Annotated in this window: 17 protein-coding genes; 4 read left to right on the top strand and 13 right to left on the bottom strand. The window is 70.8% G+C overall.

Annotation, left to right across the window (positions count from 1 at the left end; genetic code table 11):
* Positions 1-96: 96 nt before the first annotated feature.
* On the top strand, positions 97-519 hold the full coding sequence (arfB, locus tag ACFY3V_RS11370; protein WP_389772378.1) for an alternative ribosome rescue aminoacyl-tRNA hydrolase ArfB: 423 nt from the start codon (positions 97-99) through the stop codon (positions 517-519).
* Positions 520-721: 202 nt separating this feature from the next.
* The gene (locus ACFY3V_RS11375) at positions 722-1,165 is read left to right on the top strand and encodes an NUDIX hydrolase (protein WP_350943714.1); all 444 of its coding nucleotides are present in this window, start codon (positions 722-724) and stop codon (positions 1,163-1,165) included.
* Positions 1,166-1,220: 55 nt separating this feature from the next.
* Here the strand turns inward: ACFY3V_RS11375 and ACFY3V_RS11380 are convergent, their stop codons facing one another.
* From ACFY3V_RS11380 to ACFY3V_RS11390, 3 genes are all read right to left on the bottom strand, one after another.
* A complete protein-coding gene (locus ACFY3V_RS11380) occupies positions 1,221-2,696 on the bottom strand; it encodes a glycosyltransferase family 39 protein (RefSeq protein ID WP_389772382.1) in 1,476 nt (491 codons plus the stop codon).
* Between the two features lie 167 nt (positions 2,697-2,863).
* Entirely contained in the window at positions 2,864-3,646 is a 783-nt protein-coding gene (locus ACFY3V_RS11385) for an HAD-IIA family hydrolase (protein ID WP_389772385.1), read from the bottom strand.
* A 242-nt stretch (positions 3,647-3,888) separates the two neighbouring features.
* Positions 3,889-4,788: a TIGR03619 family F420-dependent LLM class oxidoreductase gene (locus ACFY3V_RS11390; protein ID WP_362897048.1), complete on the bottom strand. Its 900-nt coding sequence runs from the start codon at positions 4,786-4,788 to the stop codon at positions 3,889-3,891.
* A gap of 57 nt (positions 4,789-4,845) precedes the next feature.
* On the opposite strand from ACFY3V_RS11390, the gene ACFY3V_RS11395 reads away from it, so the two are divergent.
* Together ACFY3V_RS11395 and ACFY3V_RS11400 are read left to right on the top strand one after the other, a co-directional pair.
* Entirely contained in the window at positions 4,846-5,760 is a 915-nt protein-coding gene (locus tag ACFY3V_RS11395) for a phosphotransferase family protein (protein ID WP_389772388.1), read from the top strand.
* A 44-nt stretch (positions 5,761-5,804) separates the two neighbouring features.
* Positions 5,805-6,095, top strand: coding sequence for a zf-TFIIB domain-containing protein (locus tag ACFY3V_RS11400; RefSeq protein WP_350943721.1), 291 nt, complete (start codon positions 5,805-5,807; stop codon positions 6,093-6,095).
* 145 nt (positions 6,096-6,240) lie between these two features.
* Here the strand turns inward: ACFY3V_RS11400 and ACFY3V_RS11405 are convergent, their stop codons facing one another.
* From ACFY3V_RS11405 to ACFY3V_RS11450, 10 genes are all read right to left on the bottom strand, one after another.
* The gene (locus ACFY3V_RS11405; RefSeq protein WP_350943723.1) at positions 6,241-7,218 is read right to left on the bottom strand and encodes a hypothetical protein; all 978 of its coding nucleotides are present in this window, start codon (positions 7,216-7,218) and stop codon (positions 6,241-6,243) included.
* A 174-nt stretch (positions 7,219-7,392) separates the two neighbouring features.
* A complete protein-coding gene (locus tag ACFY3V_RS11410; protein ID WP_389772392.1) occupies positions 7,393-8,844 on the bottom strand; it encodes a bifunctional phosphatase PAP2/diacylglycerol kinase family protein in 1,452 nt (483 codons plus the stop codon).
* 167 nt (positions 8,845-9,011) lie between these two features.
* Entirely contained in the window at positions 9,012-9,797 is a 786-nt protein-coding gene (locus tag ACFY3V_RS11415; protein ID WP_362897052.1) for a UDP-galactose-lipid carrier transferase, read from the bottom strand.
* A gap of 104 nt (positions 9,798-9,901) precedes the next feature.
* On the bottom strand, positions 9,902-10,543 hold the full coding sequence (locus ACFY3V_RS11420; protein WP_350943728.1) for an ATP/GTP-binding protein: 642 nt from the start codon (positions 10,541-10,543) through the stop codon (positions 9,902-9,904).
* Positions 10,524-10,910, bottom strand: coding sequence for a DUF742 domain-containing protein (locus tag ACFY3V_RS11425; RefSeq protein ID WP_350943730.1), 387 nt, complete (start codon positions 10,908-10,910; stop codon positions 10,524-10,526). Before ACFY3V_RS11425 ends, ACFY3V_RS11420 begins: the two co-directional genes overlap by 20 nt.
* Positions 10,907-11,350 carry a roadblock/LC7 domain-containing protein gene (locus tag ACFY3V_RS11430; protein WP_350943732.1) on the bottom strand — a complete coding sequence of 148 codons (444 nt, stop codon included), beginning with the start codon at positions 11,348-11,350 and terminating at the stop codon, positions 10,907-10,909. The genes ACFY3V_RS11425 and ACFY3V_RS11430 overlap by 4 nt, the downstream gene beginning before the upstream one ends.
* A gap of 101 nt (positions 11,351-11,451) precedes the next feature.
* A complete protein-coding gene (locus ACFY3V_RS11435; RefSeq protein WP_362897053.1) occupies positions 11,452-13,992 on the bottom strand; it encodes a nitrate- and nitrite sensing domain-containing protein in 2,541 nt (846 codons plus the stop codon).
* Positions 13,993-14,202: 210 nt separating this feature from the next.
* Entirely contained in the window at positions 14,203-15,852 is a 1,650-nt protein-coding gene (locus ACFY3V_RS11440) for a prenyltransferase/squalene oxidase repeat-containing protein (protein WP_362897054.1), read from the bottom strand.
* A 2-nt stretch (positions 15,853-15,854) separates the two neighbouring features.
* Positions 15,855-16,811, bottom strand: a complete 957-nt coding sequence (locus tag ACFY3V_RS11445; RefSeq protein ID WP_389772399.1) for a terpene synthase family protein — start codon at positions 16,809-16,811, stop codon at positions 15,855-15,857.
* Positions 16,808-18,196 (bottom strand): cytochrome P450, encoded by a 1,389-nt coding sequence (locus ACFY3V_RS11450; RefSeq protein ID WP_389772402.1) that lies wholly within the window; start codon positions 18,194-18,196, stop codon positions 16,808-16,810. The genes ACFY3V_RS11445 and ACFY3V_RS11450 overlap by 4 nt, the downstream gene beginning before the upstream one ends.
* Positions 18,197-18,517: the final 321 nt, after the last annotated feature.

The following is an 18,517-nucleotide window of genomic DNA, read 5'->3' on the forward strand; positions in this document are numbered from 1 at the left end:
GACCATCGAGAAACGGGGCATAAAAGCAGTTGATCCATGCTTGTCACTCCTCGGTACCCTGAGATCACGCCCCACCATGAGAAGGAAGTCACCGTCATGCCCGGTCCGCTCCAGATCAGCGGCTCGGTCTCGGTCCCCGAGGCCGAGCTCGGCTGGCGGTTCTCCCGTTCCTCCGGCCCCGGCGGCCAGGGGGTCAACACCACCGACAGCCGGGTCGAGCTCAGCTTCGACCTCGCCGCCACCGAGGCGCTGGGGGCCGTCTTCAAGGCCCGCGCCCTCGAACGCCTCGCTCCCCGCCTGGTGAACGGGGTGATCACCGTCGCCGCCTCGGAGTTCCGCTCCCAGCTGCGCAACCGCGAGGCCGCCGAGATGCGCCTGGCCCAGATCCTGCGCGAGGCGATCGCCCCGCCGCCCAAGAAGCGCCGCCCGACCAAGCCGAGCAGGGGCGCGATCGAGCGGCGGATCACCGCCAAGAAGCAACGTTCCGACCTCAAGCGCCTGCGTGGGGACCGCTACTGACCCGCTCTTCGCACACGCCGCGGGCGGCCATGTCCGATCCGACGCGGTGAGCGATCGCCCCAGGCAGGTCGGGGGCGGGTGCGGAACACAGGATCGGCCGACCCCGTTTTCAGGAGGTGGTCGGCCACCCGGGTCGTGAAGAAATCCCACCTCCCCGGCTCGGATGCGGACCGTGTCGCCGGGGCGGTGACAGAATGGCCGCATGTCCGTCGTGCCGAGCGTCCGCGCCGTACTTCTCGACGAGGACCGTCTGGTGGTGTTCCGGCGCACGGTTCCCGGCAGGGAGCCGTACTGGTCCGTTCCGGGCGGCCACGTCGAGCCCGAGGACGCCTCCCTTGAGCACACCCTGCACCGCGAGGTCATGGAGGAACTGGGCGCCGTGGTCTCCGCTGTCACCCCGCTCACGACCCTGGAGTGCCTTCGCGACGGGGGGATCAAGACCCAGCACGTCTACGGCTGCCGCCTCGTCTCCATGGACCCCGCGCTGCGCTGCGGCCCGGAGTTCGACGATCCCGCCCGCGGCGAGTACGAGGTGGTGCGGCTCCCGCTGGATCCGGCCGAGATCTCCGCCATCAATCTCGTCCCCCCGGAGCTCGGCGTCTACCTCACCGGCACCGTCACCCACCTGCCCGCCCTGATCGCCTGACCTTCCGCGTCCTCCGCGCACGAGGGCCTCACGCGCTTTCGCCGGGCTCGCGTGGTCAGCGCCGTTCGCGGACGTACAGGGCGAACCAGGAATACCCGAAGTCGTCGGTGGACTTCAGGGTGAAGTCGCGGTCGGCCATGAGGGCCAGATAGCGCTCGTCGTCCTCCACGAAGGACCTGTCCTTGCGCTTCCTGCCGCCGCTGACCAGCCAGACACGCTCGACCCCCTCCAGCGCGGCCGTGAACTGCGCGGCGGTCCTGGGCTCGCGTCGGCCGGGAGCGTAGGTGAGGTCGCGCAGGTCACGGTAGGCGTCCTCGTAGACGGCGACGAACAGGCGCCTGTTTTTCGTCACGTAGAGCACGGCGTCGCCGGGACGCTGCCTGGCCAGCAGCGTGGCCGCCATGTCACGCAGATCGTCCGGCCGTGTGTCCGGCTCGCGGATCGTGAGGTGCGTCGGAACGGTCAGCGCCGCGACCAGGAGCACTCCGATCCAGCCCAGTGCCCGGGGCCGCAGGGCGTTCAGGCCGGCCCCGGCGAGCAGCGCCGTCGCGGGGACGGCGAAAAGCACGTATCTGGGCTGGAAGACGGGGTAGACCACGGAGATCGCCATGGACACGAACGGCAGCAGCGCCCAGGGCAGCGCGACCGCCGTCAGCCGCCCACCGGAGAACGCGCCGATGAGCATGAGGGCGACCAGGAGCAGCGCGGCCCATCCGGTGCCCGCCACCTCCTCCCCGAACCAGACGACGTCGGTGAGCTTCGACGGCTTCAACCACGACAGCTGAGCCTCGCGCTGACCTGCCGCCAGGAGCGCGAGCGGGACGATCCCGGCCGCGGCCACGGCGAGCGCACCGGCGAACCTCGCGATCTCGGACCGGGACACCGGCACCGACGCGGACGGGGACTCCGACGCGGACAGGGACGGGGAGGAGGGCGCCGACCGGGGCGCCTGACGCCACCACAGCACCGTCACCGCGTGCGCGACGACCAGGAGGAGGGCGTAGACGTGAAACCAGCCGAGCAACACCAGGCAGGCCCCGTAGGCCGCGTACCATCGGCGGCTCGACCGCCTCGCCGCCTCGATGAGCACCCAGGTGGCCAGGACGGCGACCGCCGTCACGATCGCGTAGCTGCGCGCCTCCTGGGCGTACCGGCTCACCATCGGCAGCACGGCGTAGAGCGATCCCGCGAGAAGACCGGCCCCCGGGGTGGCGAGCCTCCTGCCCAGGACCGCGATGCCGTACGCGGCGGCGGCCGTGGCGATGGCCGAGGGCAGGCGCATGGCCAGCTCGCCGGTCGAGAACGCGGCGAACGGCCGGAGCAGGAGATAGTAGAGCGCGTGCACCCGGTCGATGCTGCCGAGCAGGTGCCACAGGTCGTCGATGGGCATCGAGGCGGCCAGGACGCTGACCGACTCGTCGCGCCAGAACGAGGGCGTGGTGATGCCCCACAGCCCGATCAGCATCGCCGCCACCGCGGGGATCGCCTCCGGCAGACGACGCCGGACCCTGCCCTTCTCCGCAACACCCATCACATCGCGCTATTTCACACCATGAAGGCGATCAACGCGACGGTACGGCCGGACCCGGCCGCGGGTGGGGGCACCAAGCCTAACGACGATCCCCCTTATACCGATATTTCCGGCATTGCGGATGAGGCGGGCACTGCCGTGTCGGCCCGGCGGCTCCCGGTCGATCCCTAGTCGATCAGGTCGATCAGGTCGGCGACCGAGTCGACCACCATGGACGGACGGAACGGGTAACGATCGATCTGGTCCCTGCTGACGACCCCGCTGAGCACCAGGATCGTGTGCAGCCCCGCCTCCATGCCGGAGACGATGTCGGTGTCCATCCGATCGCCGATCATGGCGGTGCTCTCGCTGTGGCCGTCGATGGCCCGCAGCGCGCTGCGCATCATCATCGGGTTGGGCTTGCCCACGAAGTAGGGCTCCACCCCCGTCGCCTTGGTGATCATCGCGGCGACCGCGCCGCACGCGGGCAGCGACCCCTCGTTCGAGGGACCGACCGGGTCGGGGTTGGTGGCGATGAACCGGGCACCGCCCTCGATGAGGCGGATCGCCCGGGTGATCTGGGTGAAGCTGTACGTGCGGGTCTCGCCGAGGACCACGTAGTCGGGGGCGATGTCGGTCAGGACGTAGCCGACCTCGTGCAGGGCGGTGGTCAGCCCCGCCTCCCCCACCACGTACGCCGAGCCGCCGGGACGCTGGCCGTCCAGGAACCTCGCCGTGGCCAGCGCGGAGGTCCAGATCGACTCCGGCGGGATCTCCAGACCGGCCGCGCGCAGCCGTACGGCCAGGTCGCGCGGGGTGTATATCGAGTTGTTGGTCAGCACGAGAAACCGCTTGCCCGACTCGCGCAGGCGTCGGATGAACTCGTCGGCGCCGGGCACCGGATGTCCCTCGTGGACAAGGACCCCGTCCATGTCCGACAGCCAGCACTCGATCTGCTTGCGCTCGTCCACCGTTCTCCTCTGTTCCCGTGTTCCCGCCGGGTACGTATCGGAACCAAGGATGACAGGACCGGGCCGATCCCGCGTCACCAGACCCGTACATCCGGGCATCTCGGAGGTGAAAAGACCGGCCACGCGAGACCTCCGGCCGCCACGCGGCCCACCGCGGCCGTCGCGACCCGGCCCACCGGCTCCGTTCGCCACCCGGCTCCCCGTACACGAGACCGGCCCGGCTCCTCTGTACAGCCCCCCGGTCAGGGCGCCAGTGCCTCCAGCGCCTCCAGCGCCCTGCGCATCGACTCCTCGGGGTCGGCGTCGGGCGATCCGATCTCCGGATCGAAGTTGAGATCGTGGAAGACCTCGGTGACCCCCTTGGCCTCGAGTTCCTCGACGTCCCGCCTGATCTCCTCGAACGAGCCGGTCAGCGGCTCACGGCCGGACGCTCCCGCGGGACGGACCCGGGTGACGCCCCGGGTGACGAAGCGCAGCGCCTCGGGATCGCGCCCGGCGGCACGCGCCGCCTCCTTGACGACGGCGATCCTCTCCCCGATGCCGCCGAGGTCCTCGCGGCTCGAACTGATCCAGCCGTCCGCCAGCCGCCCCGCACGCCTCAGCGCCACCTCCGCGGAACCGCCCAGCAGGATCGGCGGCACCACGGGCGGTTTCGGATCCTGGTGCGCCGGGGGCACCTCGTAGAACTCGCCCCTGTGCGCCACGGTCTCCTCCGTCCACAGGCGCCGCAGCAGCGGGACGTACTCCTCCGCGCGCCGGCCGCGCCGTTCCATCGACACCCCCGAGGCGGCGAACTCCTCGGGCAGCCACCCCAGGCCGAACCCCGCGTCCAGCCGCCCGCCGGAGACCGCCTGCAGGCTCGCCAGCTGCTTCGCCATCAGCGCGGGCGAGGCGAACGGCAGGTTGAGCACCGCCACCCCCAGCCGGACGCGGCTCGTCAGGCCCGCCAGGTAGGCGAGTGTGACCACCGGGTCGTGCACGCTGCGATAGGTCGGGCCCATGGTGTGACCCCGCGGGTAGAGCAGGCGCTGGAAGGTCCACAGCTCGTGATAGCCGAGCCCCTCGGCCTCCCCGGCGACCCGCGCCATGTTGTCCGGCGTCGCCCAGGACCCCGAGACCGGCACCGCGAAACCAATCCTCATGCCTCGCACTTTATTCCGCCGGTGCGCGGGACCGTTGACCGGTGGTTCACTTGCCGGGTGGACAGCGAGGATCCGATCGACGAACTACTCGGGATCGCCGCCGGATACGGCGGTGTGCCCGGCACGGTCCTGCCGACCAGACCGGACGTGGTCATCGTGCGGGCCGGTTCCGTCGTGGTCAAGGCGCACGCGCCGGGCGCGGAGCGGGAACCGCTGGTGGAACGGATGCGGGCCACCGCGCACCCGGCACTGCGCGGGATCGTCCTCCAACCGGTGACCGAGGAGGTCATGACCGCCGGGGACCGGCTGGTCACCGTCTGGCCGGCCGGTACGCCGGTGGACCACACGGATCCGGACGCGGCCCCCTGGGAGGCCGCCGCCCGGCTGCTGGCGCGGCTGCACGCCGTACCGGCGCGGGCGCTGCCCCCGCTGCGGGCCGCGGGCGGACCGGCGCGGGTGGCCTCGACCGTCGCCCGACTGGGCGACCGCTCGGCCGCCGAGCTGGCGGTGCGCCGCGCCTTCACCTGCCTGCCCTCTCTCCCCTCACCCGGCGCGTACCTCCCCGATACGACGGCTCCCGGTCTGACCCACGGCGACTGGCACATGGGCCAGATGGTCCGCGCGCCGGACGAGTGGATCCTCATCGACATCGACGACCTCGGCCTCGGTGACCAGGCCTGGGATCTGTCCAGGCCCGCCGCCTGGTTCGCGGCCGGACTGCTGGAGCCCGAAGTGTGGCATCGCTTTCTCGGGGCCTACCGCGCCGCGGGCGGGGTCGCCGCCGGACCGGACGGCGACCCGTGGGAACGGCTGGAGACACCGGCGCAGGCGATGACCGTGCAACTCGCGGCCACCGCGGTGGCCGCCGCGGGGCGGGCGGGGCGTCCGCTGGACGAGGTGGAGGAGGTGCTCGTCGAGTCCTGCCTGAGGATTGTCCGGCATCGAAGCGCCTGCAATAGTGTGCCGCAGTAGGTTGTGGTTACTCGTTACCACGCCAGAACAAGGAGACCAGCCAGATGCAGTGCCCCAAGTGTCGGGGCGCCATGCGCACCTATGAGCGCAACGGCGTCCACATCGACCAGTGTGAGAGCTGTCGCGGAATCTTCCTGGACTACGGCGAGCTCGAGACGCTGACCCGGATGGAAAGCCAGTGGTCGCAGTCTCACGCGGCTCCGCCGCCGCCCCCGCCGCCTCCCATGCACGGTGCTCCCCCCGGCTACGGCGCTCCCGCCTGGGGCGCACAGCGTCACGGCCACTACGGCCACCATCGCCAGCGCAGCTGGGTCGGAATGCTCTTCTCGACCTGATCCGCCGAGGCGACACCGCGACCTCGTCACGAGGTCGCGGTCTTCACGACTCCGGGCTCTCGGTTCCCCGCACCCTCGCGTCCCGTGGAGAAGGACGCCGCCGGCCGCCGAAGCAAGACACGTCAGGGCGGTGAGGGGAAGCGCGTCAGGAGGGGAAGTCGCCCGGCTTGACCTTCTTGGGCTTCACGGTGCCCCCGGTCACGGCGTGCAGGGTGATCGTCCAGTTGGTCCAGCGGATCTGGGTCCCGGTGTTGACGGTCCTGAACCGCACGGACTTGCCGAACTGCTCGAAGTCGCACGACCGGGTGAAGGTCTTGGCCTTCGCGTCCCAGTCCTCGCCGAGGGTGTAGTAGATCTTGTAGCTGCCGTCCCGCACACCCTGGATCTTGAAGTTGGACTTCCTGCGGACGTACACGGTGACGGCCTTCTTCTTCCCGCGTACCAGGACGACGACGGCGTCCTGCCTGGTGCCGTTGCGCAGTTCGAGGTAGGCGCGGCCGGGACGTCCCTCTGAGGCGATGAACCTGCCGTTGGACAGCCGGCGGTTACGCTTCTTGGCCGCCTTGACCGGGATGACGCTCGCCGGATACCCGCTCAGCTCCTTGGCGACGTCTTCCACATCGGACAGCTGGTTCGCCTGGGCCATGCCGGTCAGCACGGCAGGGCCGGTGCACACCCGCTGGTCCTCCGCATCCTGGCGGGCGGTGTCGAAGGAGGCGCGCAGCCGACCCAGGGCTTCGACATAGCTGTCGTGCTGGGCCTTCACCTCGACGGGAGGGGCGAGGGTGGAGAGCCGGGTCACCGCGGCCTCCACCGCTCCGGAGGTCTTCTGCAACTGCTTGCCGAGGGTCTTCAGCCCGCCGGTCGCGGCGAGCTTCTTCACCGCGTCACGCACCGGGCCGCGCGCCAGCTCCAGCTCGGCCCGGTATTCGTCGGGCGTGAGCGTCACGGCGGCGGGCGGGGAGATCTGGCCGCCGGCTCCCTGTCCCGTTTCCGCCGTTCCCGCTCCCACGGTGCCACCCGCGGTGGCCGGGCCGACCACGGGATCATCCGAGGGCGAGGTGCAGGCGGTGAGGGTCAGCACGGTGACCACGGCACAGGCGAGCAAACGGGGGGAAGTCACCCGCACAACTATTGCCGGATCGATCACTGTGCGTCAAACGGTGTCCGGGAATCGGCGATCCCCGACGGGGCCACCTCCCGGTTCGCCACCGGCCATCGGCTGAGGAGGGTCGATCCCGGCGACGGCGGATCGCGGCCGAGGCCGTCCCGTCCCCGAGCCGGTACGTCACGGAGATCAGCCGGACGGCCGGATCACGAGAAGCGACCGCGGGCGCTTGGTGAACTCCACCTCGCCCGTGACCGTGAACGTCTCGCCGTCGCACGCCAGCGGCAGCCGTCCGGAAGGGGCGGAGACGCGCAGCGTGTCGGCCTGCCACTGCTGGTAGTGGCGTGACAGCTTCACCCGTCCCGCCAGCAGGCTGAGGAACACCCGCAGCCTGGGCAGCCGGTCGGCGGCGGCGAGCACGCGAATGTCCAGCAGGCCGTCCTCCAGACGCTGCCGTCTGGAGGGGGCTCCACCGCGCTCCTCGTAGCGGCAGTTGCCCACGAACACCATCCAGACGCGCCGGGGCACCCCGTCCACGACGAGTTCGACGGGGCGCGCGCCCCCCGGCCCGAGTGCCTCGGCCATCGCCCAGAACAGCGCGGGCCACTTACCGATCCGGCTCTGCCTTCGCTCCCCGCGCTCCACCAGCGCCGGGTAGACGCCCACGCTCGCGGTGTTGACGAACGTCCGGCCCGCGACCTCGCCGACGTCGACGGCGACGAGGTCGCCGCTGTGGTAGGCCGTCACGGCCTCCTGTGAACTCTCCACCCCGAGCGCGCGGGCGAAGTGACCGTGCGCGCTCGCGGGGACGACCAGCAGCGGGGTCGCCCCGCCCACCGCCTCCTGGGCCGCCAGGTTGACCACGGTGTCTCCCCCGGCCACCGCGAGCACCTTGGCCCGCGAGGCGGCGTCCCGCACGGCGGCCCCGAGGTCGTCGCCCGGCGCCACCTCGACGACCTCGGCCCGGGGGAAGGCCACGCGCAACGCCTCGGCCGTTCCCGCGACGGCGTCGGCGGAACCGTCGACCACGGCGATCGCCCCCTCGCCGTCGGGGTCGAGCCGCGCGGACGGCGCCGTGAGGGCGGCGCGCGCCTGCCCCGCCTCACCGGCGTCGGGCCAGATGCGGCGGGTGAGCAGCCCCGCCGCCACGCCGATCCCGGCTCCGGCGAGCACGTCGCCGGGGTAGTGCACTCCGGTGTAGACGCGGGAGAAGCAGACGGCCGCCGCGAGGAGCGCGACGGGGACCGCGACCACGCGGGGTGCCTCCAGCGCCACGGCCGCGGCGAAGGCGCCGGCCGTGGCGGAGTGACCCGAGGGGAACGACGCCGACGCGGGCATCTTGATCAGCCGGGCGAGCGGGAGCCCTTCCGCCGACGGCCGGTTCCTGCCGAAGGCCTGCTTGCCGACCAGGTTGACCAACGGACTGGCGAGGCTGACCGCGAGCAGTCCCCTGGTCGCGGCCCGGCGCAGTGGCCGTCGCCCGCTGACCGCCAGCGCACCTGCCACGCCGGCCCACAGGAGCGAGTTGTCGGCCGCGCGCGACAACGCGGGGACGACGCGTTCGAGACCGGGCAACCTCGCGCCCGCCACCATGGCGAACACCCGCCGGTCCAGCCTGCTCAGCCGCGACCCCAACCGCATGCGCCGCCCCCTCCTGCGATGACGAAAACCATGACGAACCGCCACGACCCACCCGTCACGACGAACCGCTCACGACGAGCGGCGATGACGAACGAGCGGACGGCCATTCGATTCTGCCCGGTGTCCGGGGTCCGGGGCGTCTACGCCGCTCCCGTACTTCTCGCACGTCATTCGTCCGCGGCTACCCCCACCGCGGAGGAGATCACCGGCTTGTGGCCTCTGGCGGCGAGTTCGGCCTCGATCGCGGCGCAGACGGTCTCCACGACCGTGACACGGGCCAGGCGCTTGTCGTCGCCGGGGACCACGTGCCACGGCGCCTTGGGGTGGTCGGTGCGGGCGAGCATCTCCTCCACCGCGGCCTCGTACTGCGGGCGCTTCTCGCGGTTGCGCCAGTCCTCGTCGGTGAGTTTCCACGCCCGCAACGGGTCGTCGGCCCGGTCCTGGAAACGCCTGAGCTGCTCCTCCTCGGAGACGTGCATCCAGAACTTGACCATGATCATGCCTTCGGCGGCGAGGGTCCGCTCGAACTCCACGATCTCCCCGTACGCGCGGGACCACTGCTCCTCGGTCGCGAAACCCTCGACGCGTTCCACCAGCACCCGGCCGTACCAGGAGCGGTCGAGCACCGCCATCCCGCCCCAGCCGGGCAGGACCGGCCAGAACCGCCACAAGAAGTGGTGGCGCTTCTCGTCGTACGTCGGCGCGGCGAACTGGGCGACGCGAACGTGGCGCGGGTCGAGTGGGCGCACCAGCCGTTTGATCGCCCCTCCCTTGCCCGAGGCGTCCCACCCCTCGAAGACCACGCACAGCGGCGGGCCGATGCGCTGTTCGCCGACCTGGCCGCCGAGTGTGAGGCGCAGACGGAGCAGGTGGTCCAGAGCGGCGTCGAGGCGCTCGGAGGCGTCCTTCTTGGAGAGCTTCTGGGACAGGTCGACCTGGGAGAGGCGGTTCATGCCGACAAGCCTCGCATGTTCCCGCCGACCCACGATCCGGGGAGGCCGCCCGGGTCCCGCCGCCTGTCGTCAGGCCAGGCGGTCCCCGGAAGGATCCGCCGCTGTCAGCGGGCCGCCGCCTGACCCGTGGCGGGTTCGGCGTCCGCCGGTGAGGAGACCGCGCCCAGCCGCATCCGCATCGCGTGCTCGACAAGGGTGATGAGCACTTTCTTGCCCGACTCGCGCTGCCTGGCGTCGCACAGCACGATCGGGATGTCCTGGTGGAGGGTGAGCCCGAGCCTGACCTCGTCGAGCTCGTACTTGCGGGCCCCGTCGAAGCAGTTGACCGCGACGATGAAGGGCGTCTCGCGCCGCTCGAAGTAGTCGAGCGAGGGAAAGCAGTCGGCGAGCCTGCGGGTGTCGGCGAGCACCACCGCGCCCAGCGCGCCCAGCGCGAGCTCGTCCCAGAGGAACCAGAAACGCTCCTGGCCGGGCGTGCCGAACAGGTAGAGGCGGTAGTCGTCACCGATGGTGATGCGGCCGAAGTCCATCGCGACCGTGGTGGTCTGCTTGGCCTCCACGCCCAGCAGGTCGTCGACACCGATACCCCGGTTGCTCAGGGTCTCCTCGGTGCGCAGCGGCTCTATCTCGGAGACCGCGCCGACCAGCGTCGTCTTGCCGGCGCCGAATCCACCGGCGACCAGGATCTTGATCGCCTTGGGCAGCTTCACGCGCCCGGCGTCACGGCTAGAGCGCACGGAGTCCATCGAGCACCGCCCTGTACAGCCTCTCGTCGTGCATGTCCGTCTCCGAATGCGGTTCTTGCATGGCGATGAATCCCTGATCGAGCAGGTCGCTGAGCAGGACACGGACCGTGCCTGCCGGAAGGTTCATATGGGCCGCGATCTCCGCGACCGACTGGGCCTGCAGGCAGAGCCGGACGATGGCCTGACTTTCCGGTTCCAGGCCCGGCTCCCTCGACGAGACCTGCCGAATGGTCACCACCAGGGTGATGAGGTCGAACCTGCCGCGACTCGGTTCGGTCCTGCCGCGCGTCAGGACGTACGGCCTGACGATCGGCCCCGCCTCGTCGCCGACCCACTGGGACTCTGGCTGCTCGTCGAAGATGCTCATCGTAGGCCGTCGCCCCTGAAGGAGTCGGCCCTGGAGGAGTCGGCCGTTCTGGTCGGCGAGGTGAGGTACTGGCCGACGCGGGTGACGAGCATGGCCATCTCGTAGGCCACCAGGCCGACGTCGGCCTCGGCGCTGCAGAACACCGCGAGGCAGGCTCCCTGCCCCGCGGCGGTGACGATCAGGTACGCCGTCCGCATCTCGATGATGGTCTGGCGCATCGGCCCGCCACCGACCCGGTCGCTGACTCCCCTGCCCAGGCTCTGGATCGCCGATCCGACGGCGGCCAGATGCTCGGCGTCGGCCGGGGAGAAGCCCGCCGAGGCGGCCAGCAGCAGGCCGTCGGTGGAGAACACGATGCCGTGCTGAGCTTCCTCCACCCGCGAGACCAGGTCGTCCAGCAACCAGGCCAGGTCCGTGAAAGACCCTGTTCCCTGCACCACTTCGTTGTCCTCTCCTTCCGCCCGCCGGCGTTCTCTCGCCGGTTCGGGGCAGCTCGTCGGCGCCTGCCCGGCACCCGCGACCTGATGATCGTTCACTGGGGTCACACGGCGGACCCGCCTTCGCCCACGGGATCGCCTTCGCGATCGAGCAGGTGGGCGGCGTCGTCGCGGCCTCGTCGCGTACCCGCCTGGAAGGACGACATGGCCGCGCGGATCATCTCCGGCGAGCGCTCGTCGTCGGCCTCGTCGGCCGGAGACGGCGGGACCACGGGCTCGTCCTCCTGCAGGGGTGCGGCGAGGTGGGTCTGGGGAACGCGCCTCGGGAGACCGCCCGGCGTGTGGCTGCTGTCGGGCGGGGGCAGCACGGGAGGCAGCGGGGTCCCGGAGCCGCCGGGACGCGCGTGGGCGCCGGAGTCGTCGGGGCCTTCGCCCGTGGAGGCGCCCTGCGAGACCGGAGTTCCGGGGTCGGCGAAGTCGGGCAGACGCCCGGGCGTTCCGGTCTCCGGCGCCCGCCTCAGTGCCGAGGGATCGGCGAAGCGACCGGGAAACGTCGGGTCGGCGAGGTCCTCCCCGGGCGTGGGTCCCGCGGAATGCCGTCCGGAAGGCGCCTGCTCGGCCTGCGCGGGGACTCCGGCGATGCCCAGGGGGTCGCCCACCCGGCCGCGGACCGCGGCGACCGCGGAGGTGGTGCCGTTCATCTCGGCGCTGCTCGCCGGGCGCGCCTGCGGCACGCCGACGCCGACGGAGGTCCCCTGGTCCTCCTCGTTGATCAGGTCCTGCGGGATGAGGACGACGACGGTGGTGCCGCCGTACGGGGAGGACTTGAAGGTCACCCGGATGTCGTGCCGTTCGGCCAGGCGGCTGACGACGTACAGGCCCAGGCGGGCGTTGCCGGAGAGCTTGAGCTCCGGCGGGTTCGCGATCCGCTCGTTCGCCTCCGCGATGTCCGCGGCGCTCATGCCCAGGCCCCGGTCCTCGATCTCCAGCGCGTAGCCGTGGGCGACGAGGTATCCGCCGACCTGCACCGTCGTGTAGGGCGGGGAGAAGGAGGCCGCGTTCTCGACGAGCTCGGCGATCAGGTGGATGACGTCGCTCACGGCCCTGCCGTCCAGCGAGACCTCGCCCAGGGGCATCACGTCGACCCGGGTGTAGTCCTCGATCTCGGCGAGGGAGCCGCGGACCACGTCGATCATCGGGACCGCGTCGCGCCAGGCACGGCCCGGAGCCGCGCCGGAGAGCACGAGGAGGTTCTCCGCGTAGCGCCGCATCCGGGTCGCCAGGTGGTCGAGCCTGAACAGGTCGCGCAGTTCCTGAGGATCGTTCTCGCGCCGTTCCATCACGTCGAGCACACTCAGCTGACGGTGCACCAGCGACTGGGTGCGTCGGGCGAGGTTGCGCAGGATGTCGGCGATGTCGCGGCGCAGCTGGGCCTGCTCCGCGGCGACCTTGATGGCGGTCCGCTGCACGGCGTTGAACGCCTGGCCGACCTGCCCGATCTGGTCGTCTCCGAACTTGAGGGGGGGCGCCTCCGCCGCGACGTCCACCATCTGGCCGTGGCCGATCCGCTCGACCACGGCGGGCAGCCGCTCGTTGGCGAGTTCCCAGGCGGCGGCCCGCAGCTTCTCCAGCTGCTGTACCAGGGCGCGGGCCGTGGTGATCGCCAGGACGACCGAGGCGATGACCGCCACCAGGCCCAGGCCGCCGGCGAGCGCGAGCCGCACGATGACGCCGACGGCGACCGGCCCCGACCGCTCGACCACTCCGCTGCCGGCCGTGAGCACGGCCTGCGTGAACTTGACCTGTGCGGGCTGGGCGTCGGAGCTCCACCGCGTGACGTCGATCACTCCGGCCGCCACCACGTTCGGGTCCTCGATCAGCTGGTTCTCCATGGCGCGCAGCCGGACGAACTGCTCGCCGGAGACCATCCGCTTGTGGGCCTCCTGGTCGGCCGGGGGCAGCTCGGCCACCGCCTGGTCGGTGAGGAAGCGCCGCGTGCCGACCAGCTGCGTGAACCTGACCTGCTCCCCTTCGGAGAACCTGCCCCCGGTCAGGGCGCCCATCACCAGGGCGTCCTCCTGGGAGAGCAGGTCCCTGGCCCGGTTCATCGCGATGAGCGTGCGGGTGTCGTTGGCGAGTTCCTCGTCGTCCAGCGTGGCCAGCGAGTCGTAGACACGGAAGATCGAGTCGATGATGCCGGTGATCTCCGCGGCCGCCCAGGTCCGGTTGACCCGGCCGGCGTCGATCGCCTTGCGCGCGGCGGGCAACCCGTCCAGCAACCGCTGGGTCTCGCCGATGCGTCGGTGCAGGGCGGGACTTCCCAGCAGTTCCACTCCGCTGCCGCCGGTGAGTTGCCGGAAGTTCGCGTCGGCGGCGTCGGTGCGCTTTCGCTGGGCGGCCATCGCCTCGCGCCGTTGGCGTTCCGCGCTGACCGAGCCCAGGGTGATCGCGATCAGCCGCCGCTCGGCCTGCAGTTCGACGATGAGCCGCTCACTCGGGTCGGCCACCTCGGTGTTGAGGGTCGCCACGCCCAGCATGTTCAAACCGTCACGGACCGTCACCCATGCCGTGAACGCCCAGAGCGCGGTGAGCGACACCAGAAGTGCCGTGACCTTGGTCCGCAAGCTCGCGTTACGCAAGCGCATGGTATCCACCCCGGGAAACAGAAAAAATAGACGGCATTTTTCGTGGCAGTTGACACATCCTGGTCAAACAGGTCAAACGGTCGCCACATCGCTGGGATCAGCGGGGCATCCCGCATCACACCCGCCGAACCTTAGCAATGTCCCTAAAAACCCTCAAGACGGACAGAGTGGATGCGCCCTTGTGTCCTGTTTTGAATTCACGGTCAATTCTCAATACGAGTCGTCCTCGGGAATGGCGAGCGCACGTCGCGCCAGGTGAAGCGCGCCCAGAACTGCCGCCCTGACGATCGCCATCGGCAGATACAGGTCCTTGTCGACCCAGAGCGACGGTGCCTCGCCGCCACGGGCGGCCAGCAGGTGCCGGTATCCACGTTCCACGGCCTGTCTCCACCGCCCGTCCCGCGTGGCGTCGGTCAGCAGCAGGATCTGCAGCGCGTAGGCGGTCTCCTCCGCGGTGCCCTCCCATCGGCCCCACGACCCGTCCCCGCGCTGGGTGGCGAGCACCCAGTCCACGGCACCGCCCACCGCGCCCGCCGACTCCCCGCCGCCGAACTCGCGCAGCGCGATCGCGCAGCAGGCCGTGGCGTAGTACGGAGAGACGTGCCAGCGGTCCGTCCAGCTGCCGTCCGCCTCCTGGCGGTCACGCAGCCATGCCGACAGCTTCGCGACGACGGCCGCGTGGCGGGGCTCTCCCCCACGGCGGCGCAGGTATTCACCGAAGGCGTCGAGCACATGCGCGTTGGTCGTCGGGGACATCCCCTCCTCCCCCCGCCAGGTGCAGAAGTGGGTCTCCAGCTCGAACGGCCACAGCCCCTCCGGCTCGCGCGGCTCGTCGAGCAGCGCGAGCGCGTACAGGGCGACGGAGGTGGTGTCGGCGTCCGCGGGCAGACCCGGCCCCGTGGCGATCCCTTCGGGGCCGAGGCCGTCCCGCAGGCTCGCGACCAGTCGCGGCGGCACGTCCAGCGGGATCCCCGCACGCCGCAGCCAGCTCAGCGTCCAGCCGCGCTCGAACACGGCGATGGGGAGGGTGCACGGCATGGGACCGCCGGAGGAGGCCACGACGGCCTCCAGATACCGCCGGACGGCCGTCTCGTCACGCGTCCTGCGTGCCGCGCGATCCTCGGCTCCGGGTCCGGCCTCGGGCGGCGAGGCCAGCCAGGCCGCGCTCGCCCCGGGCGAGGCTCCCACGGCCGCCATCCCGCCGGGCATCGGCGTGGGAAGGATTCCCGAGGCGGCTATCGCCTCCGGGCCCGCGACCTCGAGGGCATGGACCAGTTTCTGCGGGATCGGCGCGCCCGACATCAGCCACGCCCTGACGGCCGTCAGTTTGGCGCCGCCCGTGCCCAGGGGCGGTTGCGGCCCCTCCCCGTCGAGGTGACCGTCGATCAGGGCGAACAGGGAGGCGACGATGAGTTCGACCGCGGGCGTGTCCGGTGGCCAGCCGACCTGGAAGGACCGGTCCCCGATGGCCTCCAGCCCGCGTTCCACGGCCTTGGCGAGGAGGGCGCGGTCGGAGGAGCCTTCGCGCCCGAGTTCGACCAGGAGCGCCTCGACCGCGCTCAGCGTGGGGACGAGGGCGTGGTCGCCGGAACACCCCCAGCCACCGTCCGGCCGCTGGGTGTCGAGCAGGAACTCGACCCGTGCGGTGTGCCCTGCCAGCCACGGCGCCAGGCTCACCACCCGGCCGGTCTCGTACGGGGAGGCGGACACCTGCCCCCAGGGCTCGGCCGACAGTCCGGCGACCAGCTCGCGCGCCTCGGCGACCACGTCGATCCCGGCGTGATCCTCCGTACGGATCCCGGTGCCCGCCTTCGTGCCTGGTTCCGTGCCCGATTCCGTGATGGTCAGCAGGCCGTCCACGCTCACAACGTCCCCCAGTAGTCGCCGACCTGGTAGAAACCTGCGCAGAAGTCCATCTGGCGTTCCATGTAGCCCGCCAGCTCCGGATGGGCGGTCCGTAGCGGGGCGATGAGCTCCCGGCTGCGGGCGGCGAGCCCGGCGATCCGCTGTTCCACCTCGGCGCGGCCGACACCGAGCAGCAGGACGTTGAGATCTCCCCAGGCGACGTCCCGCTCGTAGGTGCCCAGGTCGTTGAGAAGGCGGATGACCCGTTGCACCGCCCAGCCCGCCTCGCGCAGCGCGTCGACGTCCGCGACCGCGCCGGGGCCCGTGACGTGGATCCAGTGGGCCGCGAACGCGTAGGAGAAGCCGAGGTTGTCGGCGTTGCCGAGGTACTCCTCGTAGGTCGGCGTGACCTTGTCGGTCTTCCAGCGCCACTCCGTGAGCATCCCGTCCAGCATGCGCTCCAGCTCGTCGCGCCAGACCGGCCCGAGTTCGGGGAACGCGGGCGAGGCCGCGAGCTCGTCGCGGATGTCGCCGAGCATGCGGGTCAGGTCGTCGTCGGGGACCGGCGAGGCCCCGTCCGCCACGTCCAGGCACCTTTGGGCGATGGCCCGCACCTCGGGCAGCGAGGTGGCGACGTAGTCGACGAGCCAGTCCAGGCCGAACGCCCAGAGGGAGACCTTGTTCGCCATCCGCAACTGCTCGGCGCCGAACCAGGGGCCGCCGAACGCCATGGCCAGTGAGAGCGTGCTGTACAGGGCCGCGTCGAACGGCTTGGCGGAGAACAGGCCGGGATAGGTCTCCGCCCACTCGCGCATGTCCCGCTGCGACCGCCCGGCGCGGGCGCAGATCGCCCCCGCCTCCCTGGCGTCCCCCAGGACGCCGGAATCGGGCCGTGCACCGGGGACGGGCCGGACGTCCGGATCGGAGCGGAGCCCGGAATCGGGCCGGACAGCCGGATCGGGCGGGAGCGTCATCGCAGGGCCCCGCTCCGGTCACGTCCGTTGAAGGACACGCCCAGCGAGACCTTCTTCCGGGGACGCAGCGAGGCGGCCCAGCCGGTGTCGAACGGGCCCGGGGTGCGCACCGACATGCGGAACCGGCTGAGGATGCTCGCGACGAGGAGCGGTGCCTCGACGTAGAACAGGGGCTCGCCCAGGCACCTGTGCGGTCCGCCCCCGAAGGGGAAGTAGGAGTATCTGTGCCTGCGCTCCTCGCCCCCGGACCTGCTGGGCGCGAACCGCTCGGGGTCGAACTCGTCCGGGCGCTCCCAGAACTCCTCCAGTCGCTGCGTGGCGTACGGGGTGACCAGCACCGACGATCCGGCCTTGATCCGGATGCCGCCGATCTCCGTGTCCTCCATGACCCTGCGGGGGAGAAACCAGCCCGCCGGGTACAGGCGGAGTGTCTCCTGCAGGACCATGCGCGTGTAGACGAGACGGGGGATGTCCTCGGGGACGGCCGGCCCCTCGCCCACCACCTCGTCGATCTCCGCCCGGAGCCTGGCCTCCACGTCCGGGTGCTCCTCGAGGAGGAGCCACAGCCAGGTGAGGACCATCGCGGTGGTCTCCGACGAGGCGGCGTACACGCTGACCAGCGCGTCGCGGATCTGCTTCTCGGTGAGTCTGTCACCGTTCTCGTCGACGGACCGGCAGAGCACGGAGATGACGTCGACGCTGTCGTCGGGTCGGGCCATCGCCTTTCTCACCACGGGAAACACCACGTCGTCGATCGACTGGACGGCCCGCAGAAAGGTCCTGTCGCCGGGTATCCGCATGAAATACGGCATGAAAGGCATGAGAATCCGGTAGACGAGCGAATAGGACGCCTGTTCGAAAGCGGGGATGATGCGTTCCCCGTCCTCCCGGTTCAGCTTGTCCCCGAACAGCACCCGGTTGACGATGTAGCTGAGGATGCTGGACATCTCCGTGGCCGCGTCGAAGTCCTGCCCCGACCGCACGTACTCGTCCCATTCCTCGACGCGCCCCGCGACGCGCCTGGACACCTCATCGGCGATCGTGGCGATGTACCGCGCGGTGAACAGGGGTTGCAGGACCTTCCTGCTGTTCTGCCAGTGTTCGCCGTCGCTCATGATGCTGTGCCCGAAAAGCCGCTCCAGCGGGCGCCAGAACATTCCCAGGCGCTGGTGCTTCGTCCATTCGACGCGCATCACCTGCTGGACGTGGTCGGGGTGCGTGATCAGATAGGGGCGAAAGGGCCCCAACTCCAGCCGGACGATCTCACCTCGCGCCTCCCGTGCGAACCCGGCGAGCGCCCCCGCCGGTTCGCGGAGAAGCTTGGGCAGGGCTCGGCGCATCGGAACGGATCTCGCCCGGCGACCGGCACGGACGTGCACGTCCATGGACATAGGCAAACATCTCCCACCTCGCGTGACGTGAATTCGCGCAGCACGAGACAACCGCCCGCGCGGGTGAGCGCGGCGGTGTTCGAAAACGGGGACACCCCACGTGTCCCGTTCCCACCCGGGGCGCGAATCAGGACTGGTCAGCCAACGGAACAGGACCGCTCGGCCGACAATCCACCTGGGACGCTCCGAGCCTCCTCGCCTGTCTCATTCTGTGTTTTACACGCTAAAGCGCATCACATCACAACATTAGTTAATCTTCGCACAAAGTATCACATGACTCACCAGAAGTGATCAAGGGTGTATAGCATATAAAGC

It is taken from the genome of Streptosporangium sp. NPDC000095, assembly GCF_042899335.1.
In the GTDB taxonomy this organism is placed as follows: Bacteria; Actinomycetota; Actinomycetes; order Streptosporangiales; family Streptosporangiaceae; genus Streptosporangium.